Annotated in this window: 24 protein-coding genes and 1 riboswitch; of the genes, 11 read left to right on the top strand and 13 right to left on the bottom strand. The window is 70.2% G+C overall.

Annotated features, from left to right (window positions below; translation table 11 throughout):
* Positions 1-18 precede the first annotated feature (18 nt).
* Complete coding sequence (locus tag ACWEPG_RS22625) at positions 19-483, bottom strand: tRNA (cytidine(34)-2'-O)-methyltransferase (RefSeq protein WP_450113468.1); 465 nt, start codon at positions 481-483, stop codon at positions 19-21.
* A gap of 100 nt (positions 484-583) precedes the next feature.
* Here ACWEPG_RS22625 and ACWEPG_RS22620 point away from each other — a divergent pair, with 100 nt between their 5' ends.
* The 3 genes from ACWEPG_RS22620 to ACWEPG_RS22610 all read left to right on the top strand — a co-directional run bounded on the left by ACWEPG_RS22620 (position 584) and on the right by ACWEPG_RS22610 (position 2,307).
* A complete protein-coding gene (locus ACWEPG_RS22620; RefSeq protein ID WP_450113469.1) occupies positions 584-994 on the top strand; it encodes a pyridoxamine 5'-phosphate oxidase family protein in 411 nt (136 codons plus the stop codon).
* 81 nt (positions 995-1,075) lie between these two features.
* On the top strand, positions 1,076-1,681 hold the full coding sequence (locus tag ACWEPG_RS22615; protein WP_450113470.1) for a pentapeptide repeat-containing protein: 606 nt from the start codon (positions 1,076-1,078) through the stop codon (positions 1,679-1,681).
* Between the two features lie 35 nt (positions 1,682-1,716).
* Positions 1,717-2,307, top strand: coding sequence for a class I SAM-dependent methyltransferase (locus ACWEPG_RS22610; RefSeq protein ID WP_452595392.1), 591 nt, complete (start codon positions 1,717-1,719; stop codon positions 2,305-2,307).
* A gap of 7 nt (positions 2,308-2,314) precedes the next feature.
* Here the strand turns inward: ACWEPG_RS22610 and ACWEPG_RS22605 are convergent, their stop codons facing one another.
* A complete protein-coding gene (locus tag ACWEPG_RS22605) occupies positions 2,315-2,836 on the bottom strand; it encodes a GNAT family N-acetyltransferase (protein ID WP_452595391.1) in 522 nt (173 codons plus the stop codon).
* A gap of 31 nt (positions 2,837-2,867) precedes the next feature.
* Here ACWEPG_RS22605 and ACWEPG_RS22600 point away from each other — a divergent pair, with 31 nt between their 5' ends.
* On the top strand, positions 2,868-3,728 hold the full coding sequence (locus ACWEPG_RS22600) for a bifunctional methylenetetrahydrofolate dehydrogenase/methenyltetrahydrofolate cyclohydrolase (RefSeq protein ID WP_452595390.1): 861 nt from the start codon (positions 2,868-2,870) through the stop codon (positions 3,726-3,728).
* Positions 3,729-3,733: 5 nt separating this feature from the next.
* Positions 3,734-4,039 (top strand): DUF3017 domain-containing protein, encoded by a 306-nt coding sequence (locus ACWEPG_RS22595; protein WP_450113474.1) that lies wholly within the window; start codon positions 3,734-3,736, stop codon positions 4,037-4,039.
* A 96-nt stretch (positions 4,040-4,135) separates the two neighbouring features.
* Here the strand turns inward: ACWEPG_RS22595 and metX (ACWEPG_RS22590) are convergent, their stop codons facing one another.
* From metX (ACWEPG_RS22590) to ACWEPG_RS22560, 7 genes are all read right to left on the bottom strand, one after another.
* The gene (metX, locus tag ACWEPG_RS22590) at positions 4,136-5,251 is read right to left on the bottom strand and encodes a homoserine O-acetyltransferase MetX (RefSeq protein WP_450113547.1); all 1,116 of its coding nucleotides are present in this window, start codon (positions 5,249-5,251) and stop codon (positions 4,136-4,138) included.
* Between the two features lie 194 nt (positions 5,252-5,445).
* Positions 5,446-6,630 (bottom strand): homoserine O-acetyltransferase MetX, encoded by a 1,185-nt coding sequence (gene metX / locus ACWEPG_RS22585; protein WP_452595389.1) that lies wholly within the window; start codon positions 6,628-6,630, stop codon positions 5,446-5,448.
* Positions 6,631-6,721: 91 nt separating this feature from the next.
* Positions 6,722-7,891: a homoserine O-acetyltransferase MetX gene (gene metX, locus ACWEPG_RS22580; protein WP_452595388.1), complete on the bottom strand. Its 1,170-nt coding sequence runs from the start codon at positions 7,889-7,891 to the stop codon at positions 6,722-6,724.
* The gene (locus ACWEPG_RS22575; protein ID WP_450113477.1) at positions 7,888-9,192 is read right to left on the bottom strand and encodes a bifunctional o-acetylhomoserine/o-acetylserine sulfhydrylase; all 1,305 of its coding nucleotides are present in this window, start codon (positions 9,190-9,192) and stop codon (positions 7,888-7,890) included. Before ACWEPG_RS22575 ends, metX (ACWEPG_RS22580) begins: the two co-directional genes overlap by 4 nt.
* 137 nt (positions 9,193-9,329) lie before the next feature.
* A riboswitch (SAM riboswitch) is annotated at positions 9,330-9,440 on the bottom strand.
* 49 nt (positions 9,441-9,489) lie between these two features.
* Positions 9,490-9,888: an arsenate reductase ArsC gene (locus ACWEPG_RS22570; RefSeq protein WP_452595387.1), complete on the bottom strand. Its 399-nt coding sequence runs from the start codon at positions 9,886-9,888 to the stop codon at positions 9,490-9,492.
* Complete coding sequence (gene arsB, locus ACWEPG_RS22565; RefSeq protein ID WP_452595386.1) at positions 9,885-10,955, bottom strand: ACR3 family arsenite efflux transporter; 1,071 nt, start codon at positions 10,953-10,955, stop codon at positions 9,885-9,887. The genes ACWEPG_RS22570 and arsB overlap by 4 nt, the downstream gene beginning before the upstream one ends.
* Before the next feature lie 4 nt (positions 10,956-10,959).
* Positions 10,960-11,421 carry an ArsI/CadI family heavy metal resistance metalloenzyme gene (locus tag ACWEPG_RS22560; protein ID WP_452595385.1) on the bottom strand — a complete coding sequence of 154 codons (462 nt, stop codon included), beginning with the start codon at positions 11,419-11,421 and terminating at the stop codon, positions 10,960-10,962.
* Positions 11,422-11,528: 107 nt separating this feature from the next.
* Here ACWEPG_RS22560 and ACWEPG_RS22555 point away from each other — a divergent pair, with 107 nt between their 5' ends.
* Both ACWEPG_RS22555 and ACWEPG_RS22550 read left to right on the top strand, forming a co-directional pair.
* Positions 11,529-11,888 carry an Rv2640c family ArsR-like transcriptional regulator gene (locus tag ACWEPG_RS22555; protein WP_450113548.1) on the top strand — a complete coding sequence of 120 codons (360 nt, stop codon included), beginning with the start codon at positions 11,529-11,531 and terminating at the stop codon, positions 11,886-11,888.
* Positions 11,889-11,972: 84 nt separating this feature from the next.
* Positions 11,973-13,364 carry an amino acid permease gene (locus tag ACWEPG_RS22550; protein ID WP_450113481.1) on the top strand — a complete coding sequence of 464 codons (1,392 nt, stop codon included), beginning with the start codon at positions 11,973-11,975 and terminating at the stop codon, positions 13,362-13,364.
* A gap of 13 nt (positions 13,365-13,377) precedes the next feature.
* Here the strand turns inward: ACWEPG_RS22550 and hutU are convergent, their stop codons facing one another.
* The gene (hutU, locus tag ACWEPG_RS22545) at positions 13,378-15,084 is read right to left on the bottom strand and encodes a urocanate hydratase (RefSeq protein ID WP_450113482.1); all 1,707 of its coding nucleotides are present in this window, start codon (positions 15,082-15,084) and stop codon (positions 13,378-13,380) included.
* Positions 15,081-15,398: a hypothetical protein gene (locus ACWEPG_RS22540; protein ID WP_450113483.1), complete on the bottom strand. Its 318-nt coding sequence runs from the start codon at positions 15,396-15,398 to the stop codon at positions 15,081-15,083. Before ACWEPG_RS22540 ends, hutU begins: the two co-directional genes overlap by 4 nt.
* Positions 15,399-15,549: 151 nt before the next feature.
* On the opposite strand from ACWEPG_RS22540, the gene ACWEPG_RS22535 reads away from it, so the two are divergent.
* Both ACWEPG_RS22535 and ACWEPG_RS22530 read left to right on the top strand, forming a co-directional pair.
* Entirely contained in the window at positions 15,550-18,387 is a 2,838-nt protein-coding gene (locus ACWEPG_RS22535) for a DEAD/DEAH box helicase (RefSeq protein ID WP_452595384.1), read from the top strand.
* Positions 18,384-19,100 carry an SWIM zinc finger family protein gene (locus tag ACWEPG_RS22530; protein ID WP_450113484.1) on the top strand — a complete coding sequence of 239 codons (717 nt, stop codon included), beginning with the start codon at positions 18,384-18,386 and terminating at the stop codon, positions 19,098-19,100. Before ACWEPG_RS22535 ends, ACWEPG_RS22530 begins: the two co-directional genes overlap by 4 nt.
* Positions 19,101-19,151: 51 nt before the next feature.
* Here ACWEPG_RS22530 and ACWEPG_RS22525 read toward each other — a convergent pair whose 3' ends face one another.
* The gene (locus ACWEPG_RS22525; RefSeq protein WP_452595383.1) at positions 19,152-20,042 is read right to left on the bottom strand and encodes a hypothetical protein; all 891 of its coding nucleotides are present in this window, start codon (positions 20,040-20,042) and stop codon (positions 19,152-19,154) included.
* Positions 20,039-20,866, bottom strand: a complete 828-nt coding sequence (locus ACWEPG_RS22520; RefSeq protein ID WP_452595382.1) for a DUF4386 domain-containing protein — start codon at positions 20,864-20,866, stop codon at positions 20,039-20,041. The genes ACWEPG_RS22525 and ACWEPG_RS22520 overlap by 4 nt, the downstream gene beginning before the upstream one ends.
* Positions 20,867-21,073: 207 nt before the next feature.
* On the opposite strand from ACWEPG_RS22520, the gene ACWEPG_RS22515 reads away from it, so the two are divergent.
* Both ACWEPG_RS22515 and ACWEPG_RS22510 read left to right on the top strand, forming a co-directional pair.
* A complete protein-coding gene (locus ACWEPG_RS22515) occupies positions 21,074-21,808 on the top strand; it encodes a TetR/AcrR family transcriptional regulator (protein WP_450132446.1) in 735 nt (244 codons plus the stop codon).
* A gap of 140 nt (positions 21,809-21,948) precedes the next feature.
* The coding region (locus ACWEPG_RS22510; RefSeq protein WP_452595381.1) for an aldehyde dehydrogenase family protein at positions 21,949-22,626 on the top strand (678 nt) is incomplete at its 3' end.

Here is a 22,626-nt window from a genome sequence, read left to right as displayed (position 1 = left end):
CCGAGGGCGAACCGTGGGTCAGACCCCGCCCGCGAAGCCGTGCTGGCGCCACGCCTCGTAGGTCACCACCGCGGCCGCGTTCGACAGGTTCAGTGAGCGCCGACCCGGGATCATCGGGATGCGCACCCGCGCGGTGACGTGCGGATCGGCGAGGACCTCCTCCGACAGGCCCGTCGGCTCGGGCCCGAACAGGAGCACGTCACCGGGGCGGTACTCGATGTCGGCGTAGCTCGTCTCGGCGTGCGCGGTGAAGGCGTACACGCGTTCCGGGGCCAGCGCGGCCCACGCCGCCTCCAGGTCCGTGTGCACCGTCACCGATGCCAGGTCGTGGTAGTCCAGGCCCGCCCGCCGCAGCTTCGGCTCGGACAGGTCGAACCCCAGCGGCTCCACCAGGTGCAGTTCGCACCCGGTGCCCGCGACGAGGCGGATCGCGTTGCCCGTGTTGGGAGGGATGCGGGGCTCGTGGAACAGCAGACGGAACACCCGATCAGCTTGCCACCGGCCGTGGCGGGCGTGGTCGGCAACCCGGCATGCGGGTGTGTCGCGTCGTATGGTTGAGCAATCCCACAGGAGGCCGACGCCCATGGACATGCCACCGGAAGCGCTGCGACGGATCGCCGAGGACCAGGTCGTGTGGCTCACGACCGTCGCAGACAGCGGAACCCCCGCCCCGAACCCGGTGTGGTTCGTGCCCGACGGTGCGGACCTGGTCGTGTTCACCCCGCCGGGCTCGCGCAAGGTGCACAACATCGGCCTGCGACCGACGGTGTCGCTGAACTTCAACTCCGACGAACACGGCGGGGACATCGTCGTCATCACCGGCACCGCCAGTCTGACGCCGAACGTGCTGCCGAGCAGCAACCATCCCTACGTCGACAAGTATTCGGCCGCCATCACCTCGGAACTGCGGACGACCATCGGCGAGATCGACCGCCTGTACAACACCGAAGTTCGGATCACACCGAGCCGGGTCAGGCTCACGCCGCCCGCGTGAGGGTCGAGTAGCAGACGTCGGATGGCTGCCGGACACGCACTGCCGGTCTCGCCTGTCGCCGGGGCAGGGCAGTATCGGGGCATGGCAGAAGAGATCCAGGAATTCGTCGGCGAGGACTTCTCGGATGCCCGGCTGGCGCGCCAGCACTGGGTCGGGAGGCACTACACCGGCTGCACCTTCCGCGATGCGGACCTCAGCGAACTGCGGACCGAGCACGTCGTGTTCACCGACTGCGACTTCACGGGGGCCGACCTGACCGACTCGAAGCACACCGTGACCGCGTTCCGATCCTGCACCTTCGCGCGGACAACGCTGTGGCACAGTGCATTCCACAGTTCGACGGTGCTCGGGTCGACGTTCGAGCAGTGCCGGATGCGGCCGATCGAATTCGACGAGGTGGATTTCACCCTCGCCTCCCTCGGGAAGGCGGACCTCCGCGGCGTCGACTTCACCGACTGCCGGCTGCGCGAGGCCAACCTCGTCGAGGCCGATCTCCGGAAGGCGGACCTTCGCGCCGTGGATCTGCACGGCGCCCGCACCTTCGGGGTCCGCCTCGAGGAAGCGGACCTGCGGGGCGCGCACGCCGACGCCGGCCTGTGGACGAATGCGAAACTCGGGGGCGCCAAGATCGACCTCACCCAGGCGGTCGCCCTGGCCGCCGCGCACGGACTGGTCGTCGAGCATTGAGTCCCGAGCCCCGGCGCCCGACCGGTCACGAACGAATGACCGGTCTGCCCTGGGACGCGTCGTACCGGGAGGGCCCCGCTCCCTGGGACACCGGCCGACCGCAGCCGGCCGTCGTGCGGGTCGCCTCCGAGGGAGGCTTCACCGGATCCGTGCTCGATGCGGGCTGCGGGACCGGGGAGAACGCGCTTCACGTTGCGGCACTGGGATTGTCGGTCCTGGGTGTCGACGTGGCCGAGACGGCCCTGGCGATGGCCCGGACGAAGGCGGAGGACCGGGGAGTGGAGGTCGAGTTCGCGGCGGCCGATGCTCTCGACCTGGCGGGTGTGGGTCGCACGTTCGACACGGTGCTGGACTGCGGACTGTTCCACACCTTCGACGGTGCCGAGCGCTCGCGGTACGTCGCGAGTCTCGCGGCGGTGACCGAGCCAGGTGGCACGCTGTACGTGCTGTGCTTCAGCGACGGCGGACCGGACACCGGCCCGCATCCGGTCACGCGGGACGACCTGCGCAGCGCGTTCACCTCGGATGACGGCTGGGTCGTCGTGTGCATCGAACCGGACCGGATCGAGACGCGATTCCACGACCACGGCGCGCCCGGCTGGTTCGCGACGATCCGACGGACCTGACTCCGCCTCAGCGCACGAACTCGCGCGCCAGCAGGTCCATCAGCAGGCCGTCGTCCCGGGTGCCGTCGTGGCGCAGCTCGTACTCGCGCATCACTCCGACGTCCTTGAACCCGACCTTCCGGTAGCAGGCGATCGCGGCGGAGTTCGCGACCGCCGGATCGATCACGAGGCGGTGGTGGTGATGGTCGTCGATCAGATGCGCGCACAGCACCCGCACCACCTCGGTGCCCAGACCGCGGCCCTGAACCTCGGCAGACAGGAACAGGTCCAGGCCGGCGTGCCGGTATTCCGGATCGGGTTCGAAGTACCACTGGGCGAAGCCCACCACCCGGCCGTCCTCGAGCACCGTGTACTTGGTGGTGTCCGGTTCGGTGACCTCCGGCCAGTCGTCGTCCGGCATCTGCCACCACCGGCGCACCTCCGGCTCCCGGTGGATCTCGCGCAGCCGGGCCCGATGCTCCGGTCTCAGCGCGGTCAGTACCACCCTCGGACCGTGCAATTCGGGCGCGAGTTCAGGACTGTGTGCCATGAGTTCAGTGTTACCTGAAACAATGGGCGCCGTGACTGCGACGATCCTGGATGGCAAGGTAACCCGAGACGAGATCTTCATCGACCTGAAGGCCCGGGTGGACGCACTCAAGGCCAAGGGCATCACCCCCGGGCTGGGCACGGTCCTGGTCGGTGACGACCCCGGTTCGGCCTCCTACGTGCGCGGCAAGCACGCCGACTGCGCGAAGGTCGGCATCAACTCGCTGCGCCGTGACCTGCCCGCCGACATCACGCAGGCCGAGCTCGAGGCCGTCATCGACGAACTCAACGCCAACCCGGAGTGCACCGGCTACATCGTGCAGCTTCCATTGCCCAAGCACCTCGACGAGAACGCCGCGCTCGAGCGCATCGACCCGGAGAAGGACGCCGACGGCCTGCATCCGGTCAACCTCGGCCGGCTGGTGCTCGGCAAGGAGTCGACGCTGCCGTGCACCCCGCGCGGTGTCGTGCACCTGCTGCGTCGCTACGAGGTGCCGATCGACGGCGCCCGCGTCACCGTCGTCGGTCGTGGCGTCACCATCGGCCGTCCGATCGGGCTGCTGTTGACCCGCCGCTCCGAGAACGCCACCGTCACCCTCTGCCACACCGGTACCAAGGATCTGGCCGCCGAGGTGCGCCGCGCCGACATCGTCGTCGCCGCCGCCGGCGTCGCGGGCCTGATCACCGCGGACATGGTCAAGCCGGGTGCCGCGGTCCTCGACGTCGGCGTCAGCCGCACCCCCGAGGGACTGCGCGGTGACGTCGCCGACGACGTGCGCGAGGTCGCCGGCTTCATTTCCCCGAACCCCGGTGGCGTCGGACCGCTGACCCGAGCGTTCCTGCTGAGCAACGTCGTCGAGCGCGCCGAGCAGCTCGCCGCCGAGTCGGCCTGACCGACGTGAGTGCCCGGGCCGGCTCCGCGAGCCGGTGGTTGGGGTTCGCCCGCCGCAACCTGCCGCTGCTCGTGGTGGCGGCCGTCGTGCTGGTCGGGATCGGATTCGTGCTCGCCGACCGGTGGCGTCGAGGTGCCTTCGTGTTCGGCATCGCGACGCTGCTGGCCGCCGGGTTCCGGCTCTGCCTGCGGCCGGAGGAGGTGGGCCTGCTTGCCGTGCGCGGGCAGGCTTTCGACGTCACCGCACTGACGCTGGTCGGGGGCACGATCGTGTGGCTCGCCGTCTCCATCGACCCGCTCGGGACCGGCTGAGCCGCACCCGAGCGAGCAACAGGCGCCCCGAGTCGGCCGCCGAAGGCGTGCGCCGGTGATGCCACCGTCGAGGCGGCAGCACCGGCCCGGCGGCGACTACGGGTTGGCGCGGATCGTCCGGGCCAGCGCCAGGGTCTCGTCCATCAGTTCGGTGACCCACTCGACCTCGGTGAGGAAGCCGTCGTGCCCGGCGGGTGAGTGCACCACCCGCGCACCGTCACAACCCGGGAGCATGTCCGCCATCTCCAGGACCTGGTTCAGCGGCATGATCCGGTCGGAGTCGATGGCGCCGACGATCACCGGGACCGGGGTCGACGCGAGGGCGGCGGGAATGCCGCCGCGGCCGCGGCCGACGTCGTGCTTGTTGGCGCAGTGGGTGAGGGCGACGAAGGAGCCGGCGTCGAAGGTTGCCACCAGTTTGTTCGCGCAGTACTCGAGGTAGCTCTGGACCGCGTACCGGCCGCCGTTCCAGATGTCCTCGCCGTCCTGTGCGGCATTCTCGAACTGGTCGTCCAGGGCGGCGGCGCCGCGGTACGTCAGGTGCGCGAACCGGCGGGCGATGTTCAGCCCGTGGTCCGGCGAGGTGCCGGTGCCGTAGTAGTCGCCGCCGTGCCAGTTCGGGTCGGAGGCGATGACGTCGATCTGGGCGGTGTGGCCGCCGATCTGGTCTGCGGTCGCGCGGGGGCTGACCGCGAGGATCAGCGCCGACGCGATCCGGTCCGGGTGGCCGATTATCCATTCGAGGGCACGCATGCCGCCCAGTGAGCCGCCGACGACGGTCGCGAACCGCTTGATGCCCAGTTTGTCCGCCAGTACGCGTTCCGTTTCGACCTGGTCGCGAACCGAGATCGCGGGAAACCGCGAGCCCCAGGCGCGGCCGTCCGGTGCGGGCGAGGAGGGTCCGGTCGTGCCGCGGCAACTGCCGAGCACGTTGGTGACGAGAACACACCATTCGTCGGTGTCGATCGGGGCGCCGGGGCCGACCATGCCCTCCCACCAGCCGGGGGTGGGGTGTACGTCGTCGGCGGGGCCGACCACGTGGGAGTCCCCGGTGAGAGCGTGTTCGATCAACACGATGTTGTCCAGGTCGGGGCTCGGCTCACCCCAGCACTGAACGGCGATCGTGACGTCGGGCAGTTGCTCGCCCGACTCGAGGTGCAGCGTGCCGATCTCGAGATGGACCATGGTCCCGTCGGTCGGGGGAAACGCCAGGAGGGGCCGAGTGTCAGGCGACAGGGTGGTTGTCGCCGCGGCGAAACCGGCAGCCCCAGCGGGGCGCCGGCGGATGCCACCGGGCAGCGGGTGGGTCGTGGTCGGATCTGTTGCTGTAGGGAGCACGGCGCGATGTTATCGAGCTGAGACACTCCCGATGAGGGCATTGGCGAAACTGGGGTCTCGCCCCGCGTTCAGCCGATGCGACCTGCTCGGGCCAGCGTCATCGTCTCCCCGAGCAGGCCCGTCACCCACGCCGCCTCGGTGAGGAATCCGTCGTGTCCGTCGGCGGAGTGGACCACGCGCAGCCCGTCGCAGCCGGGCAGCAGGGTCGCCAATTCCTCGAGTTGGCGCAGCGGGAACAGTCGATCGGAGTCGATGCCGCCGACGATCACCGGGACCTGTGTCGAGGTCAACGCGGCCGTGACCCCGCCGCGCCCACGACCGACGTCGTGCCGGTTGATGACGTCGGTGAGCACCACGTAGGTGCCGGGGTCGAAGCGGTCCGCCAACTTCGCCGCCTGGTGGTCGAGGTAGCTCTGCACCGCGTACCGGCCGCCGGCTCGGGGGTCCTCACCCGGCTGGGCGTCGTTCGCGAAGCGCCAGTCCAGGCCCACCTCGGCGCGGTAGGTCAGGTGCGCGATCCTGCGCGCCAGGGCCAGGCCGGCCTCGGGGGAGCGGCCGGTGTCGTGGTAGTCGCCGCCCTGCCAGTCGGGGTCGCCGGTGATCGCGGCGATCTGGGTGCTCTGGGTGCCGATCTGGTCCGCGCTCGCGCGGGCACCGACCGCCAGGACCAGCGCGGCCTCCACCCGTGTCGGATGGCCGACGATCCACTCCAGGGTGCGCATGCCACCCATCGAGCCGCCGACGACTGCCGCGAAGCGATCGATTCCGAGCAGGTCCGCGAGCGCGACCTCGGCGGCGACCTGGTCGCGGATGGAGATCGCCGGGAACCGCGACCCCCACGGGGCGTTGTCAGGTGCCCGAGACGAGGGGCCGGTGGAGCCGTCACACCCGCCGAGGACGTTCGCCGCCACCACGCACCATTCCTCGGTGTCGATCGGCGCGCCGGGTCCGACCTGCTCGTTCCACCAGCCGGCGACGGGCAAGCCCGGTCCCGCCTCGCCGGTGACGTGGGAATCGCCGGTCAGGGCATGCTCGACCAGCACGATGTTGTCGCGGGCCGGGGTCGGCGTGCCCCAGCACTGGACGGCGAGGACGACGTCGGGGAGCGCGACACCGTTCTCGAGGTGCAACGGTCCGATGTCGATCGCGATCCGTGTCCCGTCCGTCGGGAGTGGCCATCGCGCTCCCGACGCTGCAGGCGCGGGCTGCCCGTTGGGTGCGGAGCGTACGGACGGCGGGTCGGTCACAGACACGTTTTCGATGCTAACGATTTGGTGTTGAGGGCGCCACGACCACGCGCGTGTCGTGACATCCGCCCGCCGGGACGGGCCCGGTGTGGGCTGTCTAGCGGACGCGGCAGTCGGTGCGGTGTGCCCTGGCCAGTGCCATCGTCTCGCCGAGCAGGGTGGTGACCCACGCCGCCTCGGTGAGGAATCCGTCGTGACCGTCCTTCGAGTTCACCACCCGCAAACCCTCGCATCCGGCGAGGTGGGTGGCGATCTCCCGCTGCTGCCACAGCGGGTAGAGCCGGTCCGAGTCGACGCCGCCGACGATGGTCGGGACGGTGCAGGAGGCCAGTGCCGCCTCGACGCCGCCGCGACCGCGACCGATGTCGTGGCGGTTCATCGCCTCGGTCAGCAACACGTAGGTGCCCGGGTCGAAACGGGCCACCAGCTTGTCGGCCTGGTGCTCGAGGTAGCTCTGAACGGCGTAGCGGCCGCCGTCGAGCGGGTTCTCGCCCTGCTGGGCGTTGTTCGCGAAGCGCGCGTCGAGTTCGCTCTCCGTGCGGTAGGTCAGGTGCGCGATCCTGCGCGCGATACGCAGCCCGGCCTCGGGTCTGCGGCCGGTGCCGTGGTAGTCGCCGCCCAGCCAGTCCGGATCGGAGGTGACAGCTGCGATCTGGGTGGTCTGCGTGCCGATCTGATCCGCCGTCGCGCGGGCGCCCACGGCCAGGACGAGTGCGGCCGCCACCCGCTCCGGCTGGCCGACGATCCACTCCAGGGTGCGCATGCCGCCCATCGACCCGCCGAGCACCGCGGCGAACCGTTCGATGCCGAGCCGGTCCGCGAGCGCCACCTCGGCGGCCACCTGGTCGCGGATGGAGATCGCCGGGAACCGGGATCCCCACGGTTGGCCGTCCGGGGCGATCGAGCCAGGGCCGGTGGTGCCGCGGCAACCGCCGAGCACATTGGTGGCCAGCACGCACCACTCGTCGGTGTCGATGGGCGCGCCGGGGCCGACCATGCCGTCCCACCACCCGGGCGAGGGGTTGTCGGCGTCGGCAGGCCCGGTCACGTGTGAGTCACCGGTCAGTGCGTGCTCGACGAGCACCACGTTGTCGCGGGTCTTGTTCGGTTCGCCCCACACCTGCACGGCCAGAGTGACGTCGGGGAGCACCGCGCCGCTCTCGAGCGTCACCGCGCCGATGGAGACGGACGTCAGCCGCCCGTCCGGCGACGGGAATCCCTCGTGGGACCCGGCCGGACGGGCGCCCGAAACGGAACCGATCGTCAAGATGCCGCCGCCGCGAAACCGGTTTCGAGGTCGGCCAGGATGTCGTCGATGCCCTCGATGCCGACCGCCAGGCGAACCAGGCCCGGGGTGACGCCGGACGCCAGCTGCTCCTCCGCGCTCAGCTGGGCGTGGGTGGTCGACGCGGGGTGGATGACGAGTGAGCGCACGTCGCCGATGTTAGCGACGTGGCTGTGCAGGGTCAGGGCGTCGACGAACTTCTTGCCCGCCTCGACACCGCCGGCGAGTTCGAACGCGACGATCGCGCCCGCGCCCTTCGGGGCCAGCTTCTGGGCTCGCTCGTACCAGGGCGAGCTGGGCAGACCGGCATAGGAGACCGAGGTGACCTCGTCCCGGCCCTGCAGGAACTCGGCAACCGCGGTGGCGTTCTGCACGTGCCGCTCGATGCGCAGGCTCAGGGTCTCGATGCCCTGGCTGATCAGGAACGCGTTGAACGGCGAGACCGCCGACCCGAGATCGCGGAGCAGCTGGACCCGCGCCTTGAGGGCGTAGGCCGGCGCACCGAGGTCGGCGAACACGACGCCGTGGTAGCTCGGGTCCGGGGTGGTGAAGCCGGGGTGGCGACCCTGAGTCCAGTCGAAGGTGCCGCCGTCGACGATGACACCGGCGATCGCGGTGCCGTGGCCGCCCAGGTACTTCGTCGCCGAGTGCACGACGATGTCGGCGCCGTGCTCGAGCGGGCGCAGCAGGTACGGGGTGGCGACGGTGTTGTCGACGATCAGCGGGATGCCGGCGGCGTGCCCGACCTCGGAGATGCCGGGGATGTCGAGGACGTCGTTGCGCGGGTTCGCGATGGACTCGCCGTAGAACGCGACCGTGTTCGGGCGGATCGCGGCCTTCCACTGCTCCAGGTCGTCCGGATCCTCGACGAAGGTGACCTCGATGCCGAGCTTCGGCAGCGTGTAGTGAAAGAGGTTGTAGGTGCCGCCGTACAAGCTCGGGCTGGACACCACGTGGCTGCCGGCGCCCGCGATGTTCAGCAGCGCGAAGGTCGACGCGGCCTGACCGGAGGACAGCAGCAGCGAGGCCACGCCGCCCTCGAGCGCGGTGATCCGCTGCTCGACCGCGTCCTGCGTCGGGTTCATGATCCGGGTGTAGATGTTGCCCGGCTCGGCGAGCCCGAACAGCGCGGCGGCGTGGTCGGTGTTGTCGAACGTGTACGAGGTGGTCTGGTAGATCGGCAGCGCGCGTGCCTTGGTGGTGGCGTCCGATGTCTGGCCGGCGTGGATCTGCTTGGTCTCGAAGGTCCAGTTGGCGGTCGGATCGGTTGCGTTCTCGCTCATGAGTTGGCTCTGCTCCAAGAGTGTCGGGAGATGAGGCGCGGCAAGGGCGCCCGGGGCTGGCTGGGGCCTATCTGCGACAACAACACATGGTGAAACCTCCGGTGGGTCGTGGCCCGGTTGGTGGGTCCGTCCCAGCGGACCCGCGCTTGTCCTCCGTTCCGGAGGACCAGGTCATCACCCGGGGCACCCCACCGCGGATGGAGGGTTGCCGACCAGCGAGCCGGGGCTTGGCACTGGCACTCATGACCTGGCAGCGATCTTAGCGGTACCGGTCACACCCTCGACAACGGGTTCGGTTCACGCGGGCAGCAATTCTGCGATCAGCGCCTCGACGAGGGCGCGGATCTCGTCCCGGACCGGGCGGACGTCGTCGAGGCCCTTGCCTGCGGGGTCGTCGACGGCCCAGTCGCGGTAGCTGACGCCGGGAAACCACGGACAGGTGTCCCCGCAACCCATGGTGATCACCACGTCGGACGTCTGCACCGCGTCGGTGGTGAGGACCTTCGGGCTCTGCGCGGAAATGTCGATCCCGACCTCCGCCATCGCGGCCACGGCGGCCGGGTTGACGGACTTCGCCGGTGCGCTGCCCGCCGACCTGACCTCGATCGCGTCCCCTGCGAGGTGTGTCAGGAAGGCGGCGGCCATCTGGGAGCGGCCGGCGTTGTGGACGCAGACGAACAGGACGCTGGGTGTCATGCGGGCACCTTTCGGGAGAATCGCCCACGCAGGGCGAGCGAGACGTAGACGAGCCCGACCAGGACCGGGACCTCGATCAGGGGACCGACCACACCGGCCAGCGCCTGCCCAGAGTTCGCGCCGTAGGTGGCGATCGCGACGGCGATGGCGAGTTCGAAATTGTTGCCGGCGGCGGTGAACGCCAGCGTGGTCGTGCGTGCGTAGCCGAGTCCGAGGGCGGCGCCCAGCAGGTAGCCGCCGCCCCACATGATCGCGAAGTAGGCGAGCAGGGGGATGGCAATCCGCACCACGTCCCACGGGTGGGAGGTGATCTGGTCGCCCTGCAGCGCGAAGAGCACCACGATTGTGAAGAGCAGTCCGTACAGGGCCCACGGGCCGATCCTCGGCAGGAAAGTCGACTCGTACCAGTCGCGGCCCCTGGCCTTCTCTCCGTAGCGGCGTGTGAGGTAGCCGGCAACCAGTGGCAGACCGAGGAAGATCAGCACCGACTTCGCGATCTGCCAGGGCGAGGCGTCGATGGTGGTCTGCTCGAAACCCAGCCAACCGGGCAGCACCGACAGGTAGAACCAGCCGAGGACGGCGAACATGATCACCTGGAAGACCGAGTTGATCGCCACCAGCACGGCGGCAGCCTCGCGGTCGCCGCAGGCCAGGTCGTTCCAGATGACCACCATCGCGATGCAGCGGGCCAGGCCCACGATGATCAGTCCGGTTCGGTACTCGGGCAGATCCGGCAGGAAGATCCAGGCGAGGGCGAACATCAGCGCCGGCCCGAGAACCCAGTTCAGGAGCAGGGAGCCGACGAGGAGCCTGCGGTCCCCGGTGACGGAGCCCAGGCGGTCGTAGCGGACCTTCGCCAGGACCGGATACATCATGATCAGCAGGCCGAGGGCGATCGGCAGCGAGATGCCGTCGACCTGCACCTTCTCGATCGCGGTGTTCATCCCCGGGATCGCGCGGCCGAGAACGAGTCCGGCGACCATGGCGGCGCCGATCCAGACGGGCAGGTAGCGGTCGAGGGTGGAGAGCCTGCCGACCGGAGTTGCCGTGGTCACCGGTGTGCGCACGCGGTCAGCAGCACGACGTGGAGGACGCCGCGGTGCCGCAGCAGGTGCCGCCCGAGTTCTCCTCGCCGGCGGCGAGCAGTTGCGGGCTGGTGCCGAAGGTGTCCGAGTCGGCGAGGACGGTGTAGACCTCCCATTTCTCGCCGGCCGGGCCGGTCACCCACACCTTGTCCTGGGTGGCGAAGCAGCAGGTGGTGTTCATCTCCTCCTCGGTGAACAGGCCCTCTCCGGACAGGCGGGCGATCTCCTGGTGCACCCGCTCGGTCGACTCGACCTCGACGCCGAGGTGGTTGATGGTGCCGCCCTTGCCGGGGTTCTCCAGCAGCACCAGTTTGAGGGGCGGCTCGGTGATCGCGAAGTTCGCGTAGCCGGGCTTGCGCTTCGCGGGTGCGGTGCCGAAAAGCTTGGAGTAGAACGTGATCGCCTGGTCGAGGTCGTCGACGTTGAGGGCGAGCTGGGCGCGGGACATGGCGGCCTCCTCGAAGTGCCAACCTTTGTGGCATATGTCGAATTACTGCGGAGCCCAGGGTGCGCCACCTTCTTGACATATGTCAAGAGGCTGGGATGATCGGACTCATGCCCAAGGCGCTGCCCGTGCTCGACGTCACCGCACCGATCTGCTGCGCACCGGTGTCCGCCACTCCGATCTCCGACGACGACGCGTTGCAGCTCGCGCTACGGCTCAAGGCGCTCGCGGACCCCGTCCGTGTCAAGCTGCTCTCGCTGCTCCTGACCGCCCCCGACGCGGAGATGTGCACCGGGGACCTCGCCGTCCCGCTGAACGTCGCCGAGTCCACCGTCAGCCACCACCTCGCGCAGCTCCGCAAGGCGGGGATGGTCGAGTCCACCCGGCACGGGATGAGCGTCTGCCACCGGGTGCGCCGGGACTCCCTCGACGCGCTGCGGGCGGTGCTCGACCCGAACTGCTGCGCCTGACGCGCCCGGGCCGCAGGGCGGTGACCTGCGCAACACGGCTAAAGTGCTGGTCGCACGCTTGCACGACCTAGCTGGGAGCCTGAAGTGAAGGACGCCGCGACGGCGCTGACCCGAGGGCTGAACGCCCGCCACATCCGATTCATCGCGCTCGGCTCGGCCATCGGGACCGGACTCTTCTACGGGTCGGCCGGGGCGATCGAGAAGGCCGGGCCGTCCGTGCTGCTGGCCTACCTGATCGGCGGCGCCGCCGTCTACATCGTGCTCCGGGCACTCGGTGAGATGGCCGTCAGCAACCCCGTGTCCGGCTCGTTCGGGGAGTACGCGGGCCGGCACCTCGGCCCGCTCGCCGGATTCATGACCGGGTGGACCTACACGTTCGAGATGATCGTCGTCTGCCTCGCCGACGTCACCGCGTTCGGTGTCTACATGGGCTTCTGGTTCCCGGACGTGCCGCGCTGGATCTGGGTGCTGGCGATCGTGTTCTTCATCGGTGCGCTGAACCTGCTCAGCGTCAAGGTGTTCGGCGAACTCGAGTTCTGGTTCACCCTCGTCAAGGTGGCCGCGATCGTCGCGATGATCGCGGCAGGCATCGCGATCCTGATCTTCGGGTTCGGCGTCCACGACACCGGCACCGGAGTGAGCAACCTGTGGGCCGAGGGCGGCTTCTTCGCGAACGGCTTCGGCGGGTTCGTCGCCTGCTTCGCGATCGTCATGTTCGCGTTCGGCGGCACGGAGATCATCGGCATCACCGCCGGTGAGGCCGAGGACCCGGCCCGCACGATTCCCCGCGCCGTGAACACGGTGCCGGTGCGGATCATGCTGTTCTACGTCGCCACCCTCGCAGTGATCATGGCGATCAACCCGTGGCACACGATCGGCACCGAGGGCAGCCCGTTCGTGCAGATCTTCGAGGCCATCGGCATCGGTCCGGCCGCCGCCGTGCTCAACGTCGTCGTCATCACCGCGGCGCTGTCCGCGATCAACAGCGACATCTTCGGTGCGGGCCGGATGATGTACGGGATGGCGCAGCGCGGCCAGGCGCCCGCGGTGATGGCGAAGGTGACCCGGGGCGGGGTGCCGTGGATGACGGTGGTGGTGATGATCGGGGCGCTGCTGCTCGCGGTGCTGCTCAACTACCTGATCCCCGAGTCGGTGTTCGTCGTCATCGCCTCGATCGCCACGTTCGCGACGATCTTCGTGTGGGTGATGATCCTGCTGTCGCAGTACCGGTCGCGGCGCCGGATGAGCCCGCAGGAGACGGCGGCCCTGAAGTTCCCGGTCCCGCTGTGGCCGTACGGGCAGCTGGCGGCGCTGGCGTTCCTCGGCTTCGTGATCGTGGTGCTCGCGTTCGATGCCGACTCGCGTGTCGCCCTGGTGGTCGGCGCCGTGTGGCTCGCCGGTCTCACGCTCGCCTACCTGCGCTTCGTCCGCCCCCGGGTGGCCGCGGCCGACCCGGTCCCGGTACCCGTCGACTGACCCACGCCTGCGCTCATCGTCGCTCCCGCATCGGGATCCGGATCCCGTGGGCGGCGGCCACCTCGACGGCGCGGTCGTAGCCGGCATCCGCGTGCCGCAGTACCGCCGTCGCCGGATCGTTGGAGAGCACCCGCTCGATCTTGCGGGCGGCGAGGTCGGTGCCGTCGGCGACGCACACCTGCCCGGCGTGGATCGACCGGCCCATTCCGACACCACCTCCGTGGTGGATCGACACCCACGACGCCCCCGACGCGGTGGAGACCAGGGCGTTGAGCAGCGGCCAGTCGGCGATCGCGTCCGACCCGTCGGCCATCGCCTCGGTCTCCCGGTACGGCGACGCCACCGACCCGCCGTCGAGGTGGTCGCGGCCGATCACGACCGGTGCGGACAGTTCCCCGGAGGCGACCATCTCGTTGAACCGCAGACCGGCCCGGTGCCGCTGCCCGTGGCCGAGCCAGCAGATCCGGGCGGGCAGCCCCTCGAACCGCACCTTGTCGCCGGCCAGCGTGATCCAGCGGTGCAGGTGCGCGTCGTCGGGGAACAGGGCACCGATCGCCCGGTCGGTGGCGGCGATGTCGGCCGGGTCGCCGGACAACGCGACCCACCGGAACGGGCCGCGGCCCTCCTCGAACAGCGGCCGGATGTAGGCCGGTACGAACCCGGGGAACGAGAAGGCCCTTTCGTAGCCGCCCTTGCGGGCCTCGTCGCGGATCGAGTTTCCGTAGTCGAAGACCTCGGCGCCGGCACGCTGGAAGCCGACCATCGCCTGGACGTGGAGGGCCATCGACGCGCGCGCCTGCTCGGTGAACCAGCCGGGATCCTTCGCGGCCAACCGGTGCCAGTCCTCGACGGCGATCCCGACGGGTAGATAACTCAGCGGGTCGTGCGCGGAGGTCTGATCGGTGACCACGTCGACCGGTGCCCTCATCCTCAGCAGCTCCGGAAGCACCTCGGCGGCGTTCCCGCACAGGCCGATCGAGAGCGGTCTGCGGTCGTCCCGCGCGGCGACCGCGAGAGTCAGCGCCTCGTCGATGTCGGCGGCTTCGACGTCGAGATAGCCGTGGTCGATCCGGCGGGCGATGCGGGCCGGGTCGACCTCGACAACGATCGCGACGCCGCCGTTCATGGTGACCGCGAGCGGCTGCGCCCCGCCCATGCCGCCGAGGCCCGCGGTCAGGGTGACGGTGCCGGCGAGGGTCCCGTCGCACTGCGCGCGGCGACCTGACGCGGCCAGGCGACGGGCGACGGCCCCGAACGTCTCGTAGGTGCCCTGCAGGATGCCCTGGGAGCCGATGTAGATCCACGAGCCCGCCGTCATCTGCCCGTACATGATCAGCCCGAGGGACTCGAGCCGGCGGAACTCCTCCCAGTTCGCCCAGTCCCCGACGAGGTTCGAGTTGGCGATCAGCACCCGCGGCGCCCACTCGTGGGTGCGCAGCACACCGACCGGCTTGCCCGACTGCACCAGCATGGTCTCGTCGTCGGCGAGGCCGGTCAGGGTCGCGACGATCGCGTCGAACGCCGCCCAGTTGCGCGCGGCCTGCCCGGTGCCTCCGTAGACCACCAGGTCGTCGGGACGTTCGGCGACCTCGGGATCGAGGTTGTTCATCAGCATCCGCAGCGCCGCCTCCTGCGGCCAGCCGCGGCACGTCAGGGTCGATCCGCGCGGGGCGCGCACCGGACGGGGACCGGAGCCCGGGGTCGGGTCGTGTGTCGTCACGGCAGTGGGAAGCGGGTCGCGGCGATCGAGTCGAGGTTCATGCCGTCATGCCCGATCAGCCAGTAGCCGCCCTGTCGTTTGCAGGTGGCGATCTCGTCGACGATTCGGAGCAGGAAGTAGAGGGACTCCTCCGGGATCGGGGTGGACGCCAGCTGGTGGGACTCGCCGGGGCGGACCATGTCCAGCCACACCCCGGACCGGCCGTCCAACCGCAGGCCGACGACGTGCGCGGCGTCGACGAACTGATACTTGCGCTGCTGCCACGGCGTGCCGTGCGCATAGCCCTGCTCGAGCACTTGGATCAGTACGGTCATCGACCCTCCCGACGCTGCGCAGGCGATGCCGGTGAACCCACACCGCCAGAGGTCATTATCCCGCTGGTCACACCCGTAAATCCAGGGTGTCGGCGGCGGGTGATTGGATGGTCCGGTGGTGCATGCGGTGTGGTCCCCCGGGGCGGGAGTGATGCTCTGGCGCGACGCCGCCGCACCGGATGACGGCGTCGATCTGCCGTCGCCGCTGCCCGGGCTGCTCGGTCGCAGGTTCCGGCACCGCGCCACCGTCGCCCTGCCCAACGGGGACGGCACCCTCTCCGACGTCACGGTGCCCGCGCTGGCGCTCGCCCCCGCCGACGCGGCCTCGCTGCTGCTCGACCTGCCCGCCGCTGATCCGCGTCTGCCCGGCGACCTCCGCTACCTGGTGCACGTCGCGCGGGGTGTCCGACGGTGGGTGGATGCGGGCCGGGTGGTGCCGGAACTGCGCCGCGAGGACGGGCACTGGTGGGCGCGGTGGCGGCTGCTCGGCGGGGACCGGCAGCGCGCGTGGCTGGCCGAACTCGCCGTCGCGATGCCCGGAGTACTGCGTGCCGCCGGCGGCAGGCAGGCCCTCGACGACTTCGTCGAGGCGCTCACCGACCCGATCGCGCGGGACCGGCTCGGCGGCCGCGAGGGCGCGCATCCGCTGCTGCACGCGCTGCTGACCGACAGCCCGCTCGTGGCACCGAACGAACAGCCCTCCCCGCAGTCCGGCGGCGCGCAGGCCGAGGCCCGGCTGGTGCGGTGGCGCGAGTCGCTCGCGGTCGAGGAGCCGGACCTGGTGCTGCGGCTCGTCGAACCGGACGAAGCGGCGTGTGGCGGCGCGGCCCCCGACCCGGAGGAGGTGCTGTGGCGGCTGGAGGTGTGCCTGCGGCCGGTCGGGGAGGCGCCCGCGCCGGTGCCCGTCCGGTACGCCGACCCGGATTCCATGCGGATCGCGTTGCGCGGGCTCGGCGTCGCGATGGAGGCGTACCCGCGGCTGCGGGCGGTCCCGTCCGACCCGGACAGCCTGGACCTGCTGCTGCCACTGGCGGTGGTCACCGACCTCGTCGCGCACGGTGCCAGGGCGCTGGCCGTGGCGGGGGTGACGCTGCTGCTGCCACGGGAGTGGGTGATCGCCGCCCCGTCGCTGCGGTTGAAGGTGACCAGTCCGCCGGTGCTGCTCGACACCGACGACCGGGCGGTCGGACTGGGTCAACTGCTGTCCTACAACTGGGAACTCGCGGTCGGTGATCACGTGCTCACGGCCGACGAACTCGACCGGCTGGCACGTTCGACGTCGGACCTGGTGCGGTTGCGGGGCCGGTGGGTGCAGGCCGACGGCGCGGCGCTCGCGAAGGCGGCCAGGTACGTCGGTGCCCGCGCGGACGACGACTCCACACTCGGCGGGCTGCTGGCCGAACTCGCCGCCGGGCCGCCGCCGCTGCCGGTGCAGGAGATCATGTCGACCGGATGGGCTGCGGCGCTGTTCGATTCGCGGTCCCGGCCGGCCGGGGTGCCCACGCCGGCGGGTTTGGCCGCGACGCTGCGGCCGTACCAGCAGCGCGGACTGGACTGGCTGGCGTCGATGCACCGGCTCGGGCTGGGGGCGATCCTCGCCGACGACATGGGCCTCGGCAAGACGGTGCAGGTGCTGGCGCTGCTCGCCCACGAGCGGGAGGCGCTCGAACCCGGGACGCGTGACGTGCCACCGACGCTGCTGGTGTGCCCGATGTCGGTGGTGGGGAACTGGCAGCGCGAGGCGGCGACGTTCACGCCCGGACTGCGGGTGCACGTCCACCACGGTGCCGCGCGCCTGCGCGGGGAGGCGCTGGCGGCCGCGGCGGCCGACCACGACCTGGTGGTCACCACCTACGCGCTGGCCGCGCGCGACGTCGACACACTCCGCGAGATCACTTGGGGAAGGGTCGTTCTCGACGAGGCCCAGCACGTGAAGAACTCCGGGACCGCGCAGTCGCGGGCGGTCCGGGCGATCCCGGCCCGGCATCGGCTCGCGTTGACCGGCACGCCGGTCGAGAACCGGCTGGAGGAGCTGCGCGCGATCCTCGACTTCGCCAATCCCGGGCTGCTCGGCTCGCCGCAACAGTTCCGGGCCCGATTCGCGGTGCCGATCGAGCGAGAACACGACGAGGGCACGCTCGCCCGGCTCAAGACCGTCACCGCGCCGTTCGTGCTGCGCCGCGTCAAGACCGATCCCGCGGTGATCTCCGACCTGCCCGACAAGTTCGAGATGACGGTGCGCGCGAACCTGACCGTCGAGCAGGCGAGCCTGTACCGGGCGGTGCTCGACGACATGACCGCACGACTGCGGGACGCGCAGACCCCGGCGGGACGCAAGGGCGTGGTGCTCGCCGCACTGACCCGGCTCAAACAGGTCTGCAACCATCCCGCGCACTACCTGGCGGACGGGTCGGCGGTGCTGCGGCGCGGACGGCACCGGTCCGGGAAGCTCGCGCTGGTCGAGGACATCGTCGACGCGGTGCTTGCCGACGGCGAGCGGGTGCTGCTGTTCACCCAGTTCCGCGAGTTCGGCTCGATCGTCACGACCTATCTCGCCGAGCGGTTCGGGGTGGACGTCCCGTTCCTGCACGGCGGGGTGTCCCGTGCCGCCCGCGACGCGATGGTGCACGCGTTCCAGCACGATCGTTCCGGCCCGGACACCCCGATCATGGTGCTCTCGCTGAAGGCCGGCGGCACCGGCCTGAACCTGACCGCCGCCAATCACGTTGTGCACCTTGACCGGTGGTGGAACCCGGCAGTCGAGAACCAGGCCACCGACCGGGCGTTCCGGATCGGCCAGCGCCGCGACGTGCAGGTGCGCAAGCTGCTGTGCGTGGGCACCCTCGAGGAACGGATCGACGCGATGCTCACCGGCAAGGCGGAACTTGCGGACCTCGCCGTCGGGGTCGGGGAGAAGTGGATCACCGAGATGAGCGACGACGAGCTGGCCGCGCTGATGATGCTCGGCGACGACGCGGTGGGCGAATGAGCGGCCGCGGGGTGCCACGACGGCCCGCGGGGTCGGGGTGGGGGCGGTCGCTGCTCGGCGCGATCGAACGCGCCGCGCCGGGCGCCCGGCTGTCTCGTGGCCGCAGTCATGTGCGGGCCGGTCAGGTGCTCGGGGTGCGGTTGGCTCCGGGGCTGGTGATCGGGGAGGTGCAGGGTTCGCAGAACGAGCCGTTCACTGCGACGTTCACGTTGCGCCGCCTGGACCCGGACGCGCTCACCGAGCTGGTCGACCGGGTCCGCGGGACGGCGGGCGTGCTCGCCGCGGTGGCGTCGGGGGTGGTTCCCGCCGAACTCGGTGAACTGTTGCTGCCGATCGGCCCGGGCGACGTCGACTTCGGGTGCACCTGCCCGGACCAGGGCTGGCCCTGCCGGCACGCGGCCGCGCTGGTCGCGGTGACGGCGGAGCGTCTCGACTCCGACCCCACCCTGCTGCTCACGCTGCGCGGGGTCGACCTCGACACCCTGATCCGCGGCGTCGACGAGCGGTCGGAGGAGGCGCCCGACCTCGGCGACTGGTTCGGTGACGACGCCGTCCTCCCGGCGCTGCCCCGGCTCCCGTTCGCGCCGGCGCCGCAAGATCTCAACCCCGTGCATCTGCGGGCCGCGTTGCGGGCGACCGCGGCCGAGGGGGACGACGTGGCGCGTGCCCTGCGCGACCTCGACGCGCTGTACCGGGCACTCGGCGGCGAGTAACCGGACGTCTGAATCCGGGCGGACAATTGTCCAGTCACATCCCTTGCCCAGTCACCTCCCGTCGAAGAATGCCGAGAGTGCTGGGACCGGGTTTGCCGCGGTGGTCGTGTTAGCCACTGCGACGACGATCACGACCGGGGACAGCAACGTCCAGAACACGCCGAACGAGCCCATGAGGCGTCTCGTTCGCCTGTCGGACGATCCCGTTCGCGCGCACGTCGTCCACGACGCCACGCTCATGCCGAGGAGGACAGCCGCCACGATCGTTGCGATCACGGCCATCGCCGCGTGGTATCGAGAAAAGTCCCTGATCATCACATCGAGGGCGGGCAGGGTCTGGTCACCCGCACTCGGGGAGTCGGCCAGTTGTCGCCGGACCTCACCGAGCGTCCCGGCGAGTTCTCCGTCGGTTTCGCCGACCGGCAGCATCGAGATCAGCGAGGAGAAGGGCGCGACCGTTCCCTGGATGTTGGCCATCACCAGCACCAACGAGACCTGCGCGAGCATCGTGGCGAGAACACCGGCCGACGCGAGCGCGGCACGCCTTCCCGACCCCACACCGTCGGTTTTCAGGAACGCCTTCCAGAGCAGAACCGCGAGCGCGACGAGCACGGCCAGCAGGAGCACAGCGATCACAGCCTTGGCGACGTGGTACCGGAACCAGTAGTCGACCAGCGTCTCCAGTCCGGGGGAGAAAGCCCGGTCGCCGGACCTCCAATAGCCGTCGAACGCCTCGCGGAGGGTGGCGGCGAGGCTGCCCTGGTCGAAGAGGCCTCCGCCGGGCCTGCTGCCCGCCAGCACGCGCGGGGCGAAGACGAACGCGGCGACGAGGACTGCCGTGAGGACGAGGAGCGCAGCGAGTGCGCGACCGGGTATGCCGGCCGATCGCGCCGGGAAGGATGGGGGGTCCGCCGGCGAGGACATCTTCGGTGTGCGCTTCATGATCGGCGACCAGTCGGAGCCGGCGTCCCCGGTTCAGTCGGTCCGTTGTCGTTCTTCGCTTCCGGCGGCAACTCGGCACCTCCACCTGTGCGGGCGGCCGCTCGGGGAGTCCGGAAGCCCTTGGCGATCAGCCAGGCGGCGAGCAACAACTCCCACACCGAGATCGGGAGCGCGGCGAGTCCGGCGGGCGCGGTGCCCTGGGCGTAGACGCCACAGAATATTGCGATGTCGGAGGCGAGCAGCAGTGGGGCACCGACGAGGCCGACGACGGGGATGATCCGCGGCACGAGACCGGAGCGCAGCAGTACGTAGCCCAGGCACAGCGCATTGACCACGGGCATCAGGCTCTGTCCGAGCAGGAACGTCCAGTTGTGGACTGCGACGAGTGCCCGGCCGGCCGTGACGAGCGAGGCCTCGTCCCGCACACCAACTCCAGCGCTGTCTTCGCGCAGGGTGATGACCGACAACAGGCTGATGGCACCGACCATGATGAGGCTGCCCTCGAGTGCTCGGGCAGCCACGAAACCGAGGGCCGCCGGCTCGCTCTGACGTCGTGCCACCGGGAACAGCGTGACGGCGGTACCGATGCACGCGAGCGCCAGGACGACCTCGAGAAATGCACCCCACAGCACACTGTCGGGGTTTCCGGCACCGAGAACAAAGTTCGGGTTGTCCAGTATCGGCTCGTAAAGCCACAGGGTGGGAATCGAGGTGACGAAGGTGACGAGGTACAGCGCGCCGGCGATGCGCGCAGTCGTCGCCCCGGTGGTGCCGACCGGTCCTTGTGCCTCAGTCGCCGGCGGAGTGAATGCGGCGGTACTCATGTCGGTACCTCTCCTGACTCGGTGGTGTACGCCGTACACTTTCCCTTGAGACGGTAAGTGTACGATGTACACCTGTCAATGGTGCCGCGCACCATGCACCCGGGAGTGTGGCAAAGTGCCGCACGGACAGGGGTACTTGCTGCTCGCTGTGCACGGCCACGCCCTGCCGAGAAGCTCGAGGCCAGGTGACTGGGCAAGGAGGAGGCGATGTCTCGCGACACCCAGGGTCGCGCTCGCATACCGCTCAACCGCGATCGGGTCCTGCGATCGGCTGTCGTGCTGGCGGACGAGGTCGGTCTTGCTGGGCTGAGCATGCGGCGACTGGCGCAACAGCTCGGGGTGGTGCCGATGGCGCTGTACAAGCACATCGCGGACAAGGACGAGCTACTCGACGGCATGGTCGACCTCGTCATCGACGAGTTCACGCCCCCCGATCCGGCCCTGGATTGGAAGGGTGGCGTTCGGGAACGCGTACTCGCGGCGCGACGAGCAGTGCTGCGCCACCCATGGGCGCGGCAGGCGATCGAATCCCGCACGCGGCGAACGCCGGCGGTGCTGCAGTACATGGATTCGGTGGCCGGCATGTTCCGTGCGGGCGGGTTCTCCGTCGACCTCACCCACCACGTGATGCACGCCCTCGGCAACCGCATCTGGGGGTTCAGTCCCGAACTGTTCGACGAACCGCACGACGATCACGCGCCGCCGCCCGACCCACAGGCACTGCAACAGATGGCGGCCGAGTTCGCCCAGCGGTACCCGCACATCCTCGAGATCACGCTGGCCGCCACCCACGGCGACCTCTCGGGTGTCGGCCAGGGCTGCGACGAGCAGTTCGAGTTCGAGTTCGCGCTCGATCTGCTGCTCGACGGCGCCGAGCGCCTGCATCGCCGGGGCTGGAGCTCTACCGGGCGCGGCCGGAACGCGTCGTTCCCCGCCCCGTAGAGCGTCGGCACCGCCACCCGAGCGGGGTGCCGGCTCTAGACATACGTGGACTTCCAACTATAGGATGGGCACATATCCGAGCACCCGTGATCCGGGCGCGGTTTCCTCCGGTGGCCTTCCCTTCAGTCAGGACAGGAAAAATGGTTCAGGAACTCACTCACTTCGTCGGCGGCAAGCGCGTCCCCGGCACCTCCGACAAGTTCGGCGACGTCTACGACCCCAACACCGGCGAGGTGCAGGCACGCGTGCCGCTCGCCGACAAGGCCGAGACCGAGGCGATCATCGCCAACGCGGTTGACGCTCAGCGTGAGTGGGCCGCGTTCAACCCGCAGAAGCGTGCCCGCGTCCTGATGAAGTTCCTCCAGCTCGTGCAGGAGGAGATGGACTCGCTCGCGCGGCTGCTGTCCTCGGAACACGGCAAGACCATTCCCGACGCCAAGGGCGACATCCAGCGCGGCCTCGAGGTCATCGAGTTCGCGCTCGGTGCTCCGCACCTGCTCAAGGGCGAGTACACCGAGTCCGCCGGCACCGGCATCGACGTGTACTCGATGCGCCAGCCGCTCGGTGTCGTCGCCGGCATCACCCCGTTCAACTTCCCCGCGATGATCCCGCTGTGGAAGGCCGGTCCGGCCCTCGCCGCCGGCAACGCCTTCATTCTCAAGCCGTCCGAGCGCGACCCCTCGGTGCCGCTGCGCATCGCCGAGCTGTTCGTCGAGGCCGGGCTGCCCGCCGGTGTGTTCAACGTGGTCAACGGCGACAAGGAGGTTGTCGACGTCCTGCTCACCGACGACCGGATCAAGGCTGTCGGCTTCGTCGGC

The organism is Rhodococcus sp. NPDC004095 (genome assembly GCF_053604015.1).
This window is presented reverse-complemented; position numbering and strand designations above follow the sequence as displayed.

Coding starts and splice junctions, on each gene's coding strand:
- ACWEPG_RS22620 (WP_450113469.1), top strand. CDS start 584: ATGGACATGCCACCGGAAGCGCTGCGACGGATCGCCGAGGACCAGGTC.
- ACWEPG_RS22615 (WP_450113470.1), top strand. CDS start 1,076: ATGGCAGAAGAGATCCAGGAATTCGTCGGCGAGGACTTCTCGGATGCC.
- ACWEPG_RS22610 (WP_452595392.1), top strand. CDS start 1,717: ATGACCGGTCTGCCCTGGGACGCGTCGTACCGGGAGGGCCCCGCTCCC.
- ACWEPG_RS22605 (WP_452595391.1), bottom strand. CDS start 2,836: ATGGCACACAGTCCTGAACTCGCGCCCGAATTGCACGGTCCGAGGGTG.
- ACWEPG_RS22575 (WP_450113477.1), bottom strand. CDS start 9,192: ATGAGCGAGAACGCAACCGATCCGACCGCCAACTGGACCTTCGAGACC.
- ACWEPG_RS22570 (WP_452595387.1), bottom strand. CDS start 9,888: ATGACACCCAGCGTCCTGTTCGTCTGCGTCCACAACGCCGGCCGCTCC.
- ACWEPG_RS22560 (WP_452595385.1), bottom strand. CDS start 11,421: ATGTCCCGCGCCCAGCTCGCCCTCAACGTCGACGACCTCGACCAGGCG.
- ACWEPG_RS22555 (WP_450113548.1), top strand. CDS start 11,529: ATGCCCAAGGCGCTGCCCGTGCTCGACGTCACCGCACCGATCTGCTGC.
- ACWEPG_RS22540 (WP_450113483.1), bottom strand. CDS start 15,398: ATGACCGTACTGATCCAAGTGCTCGAGCAGGGCTATGCGCACGGCACG.
- ACWEPG_RS22535 (WP_452595384.1), top strand. CDS start 15,550: ATGCTCTGGCGCGACGCCGCCGCACCGGATGACGGCGTCGATCTGCCG.
- ACWEPG_RS22530 (WP_450113484.1), top strand. CDS start 18,384: ATGAGCGGCCGCGGGGTGCCACGACGGCCCGCGGGGTCGGGGTGGGGG.
- ACWEPG_RS22525 (WP_452595383.1), bottom strand. CDS start 20,042: ATGAAGCGCACACCGAAGATGTCCTCGCCGGCGGACCCCCCATCCTTC.
- ACWEPG_RS22520 (WP_452595382.1), bottom strand. CDS start 20,866: ATGAGTACCGCCGCATTCACTCCGCCGGCGACTGAGGCACAAGGACCG.
- ACWEPG_RS22515 (WP_450132446.1), top strand. CDS start 21,074: ATGTCTCGCGACACCCAGGGTCGCGCTCGCATACCGCTCAACCGCGAT.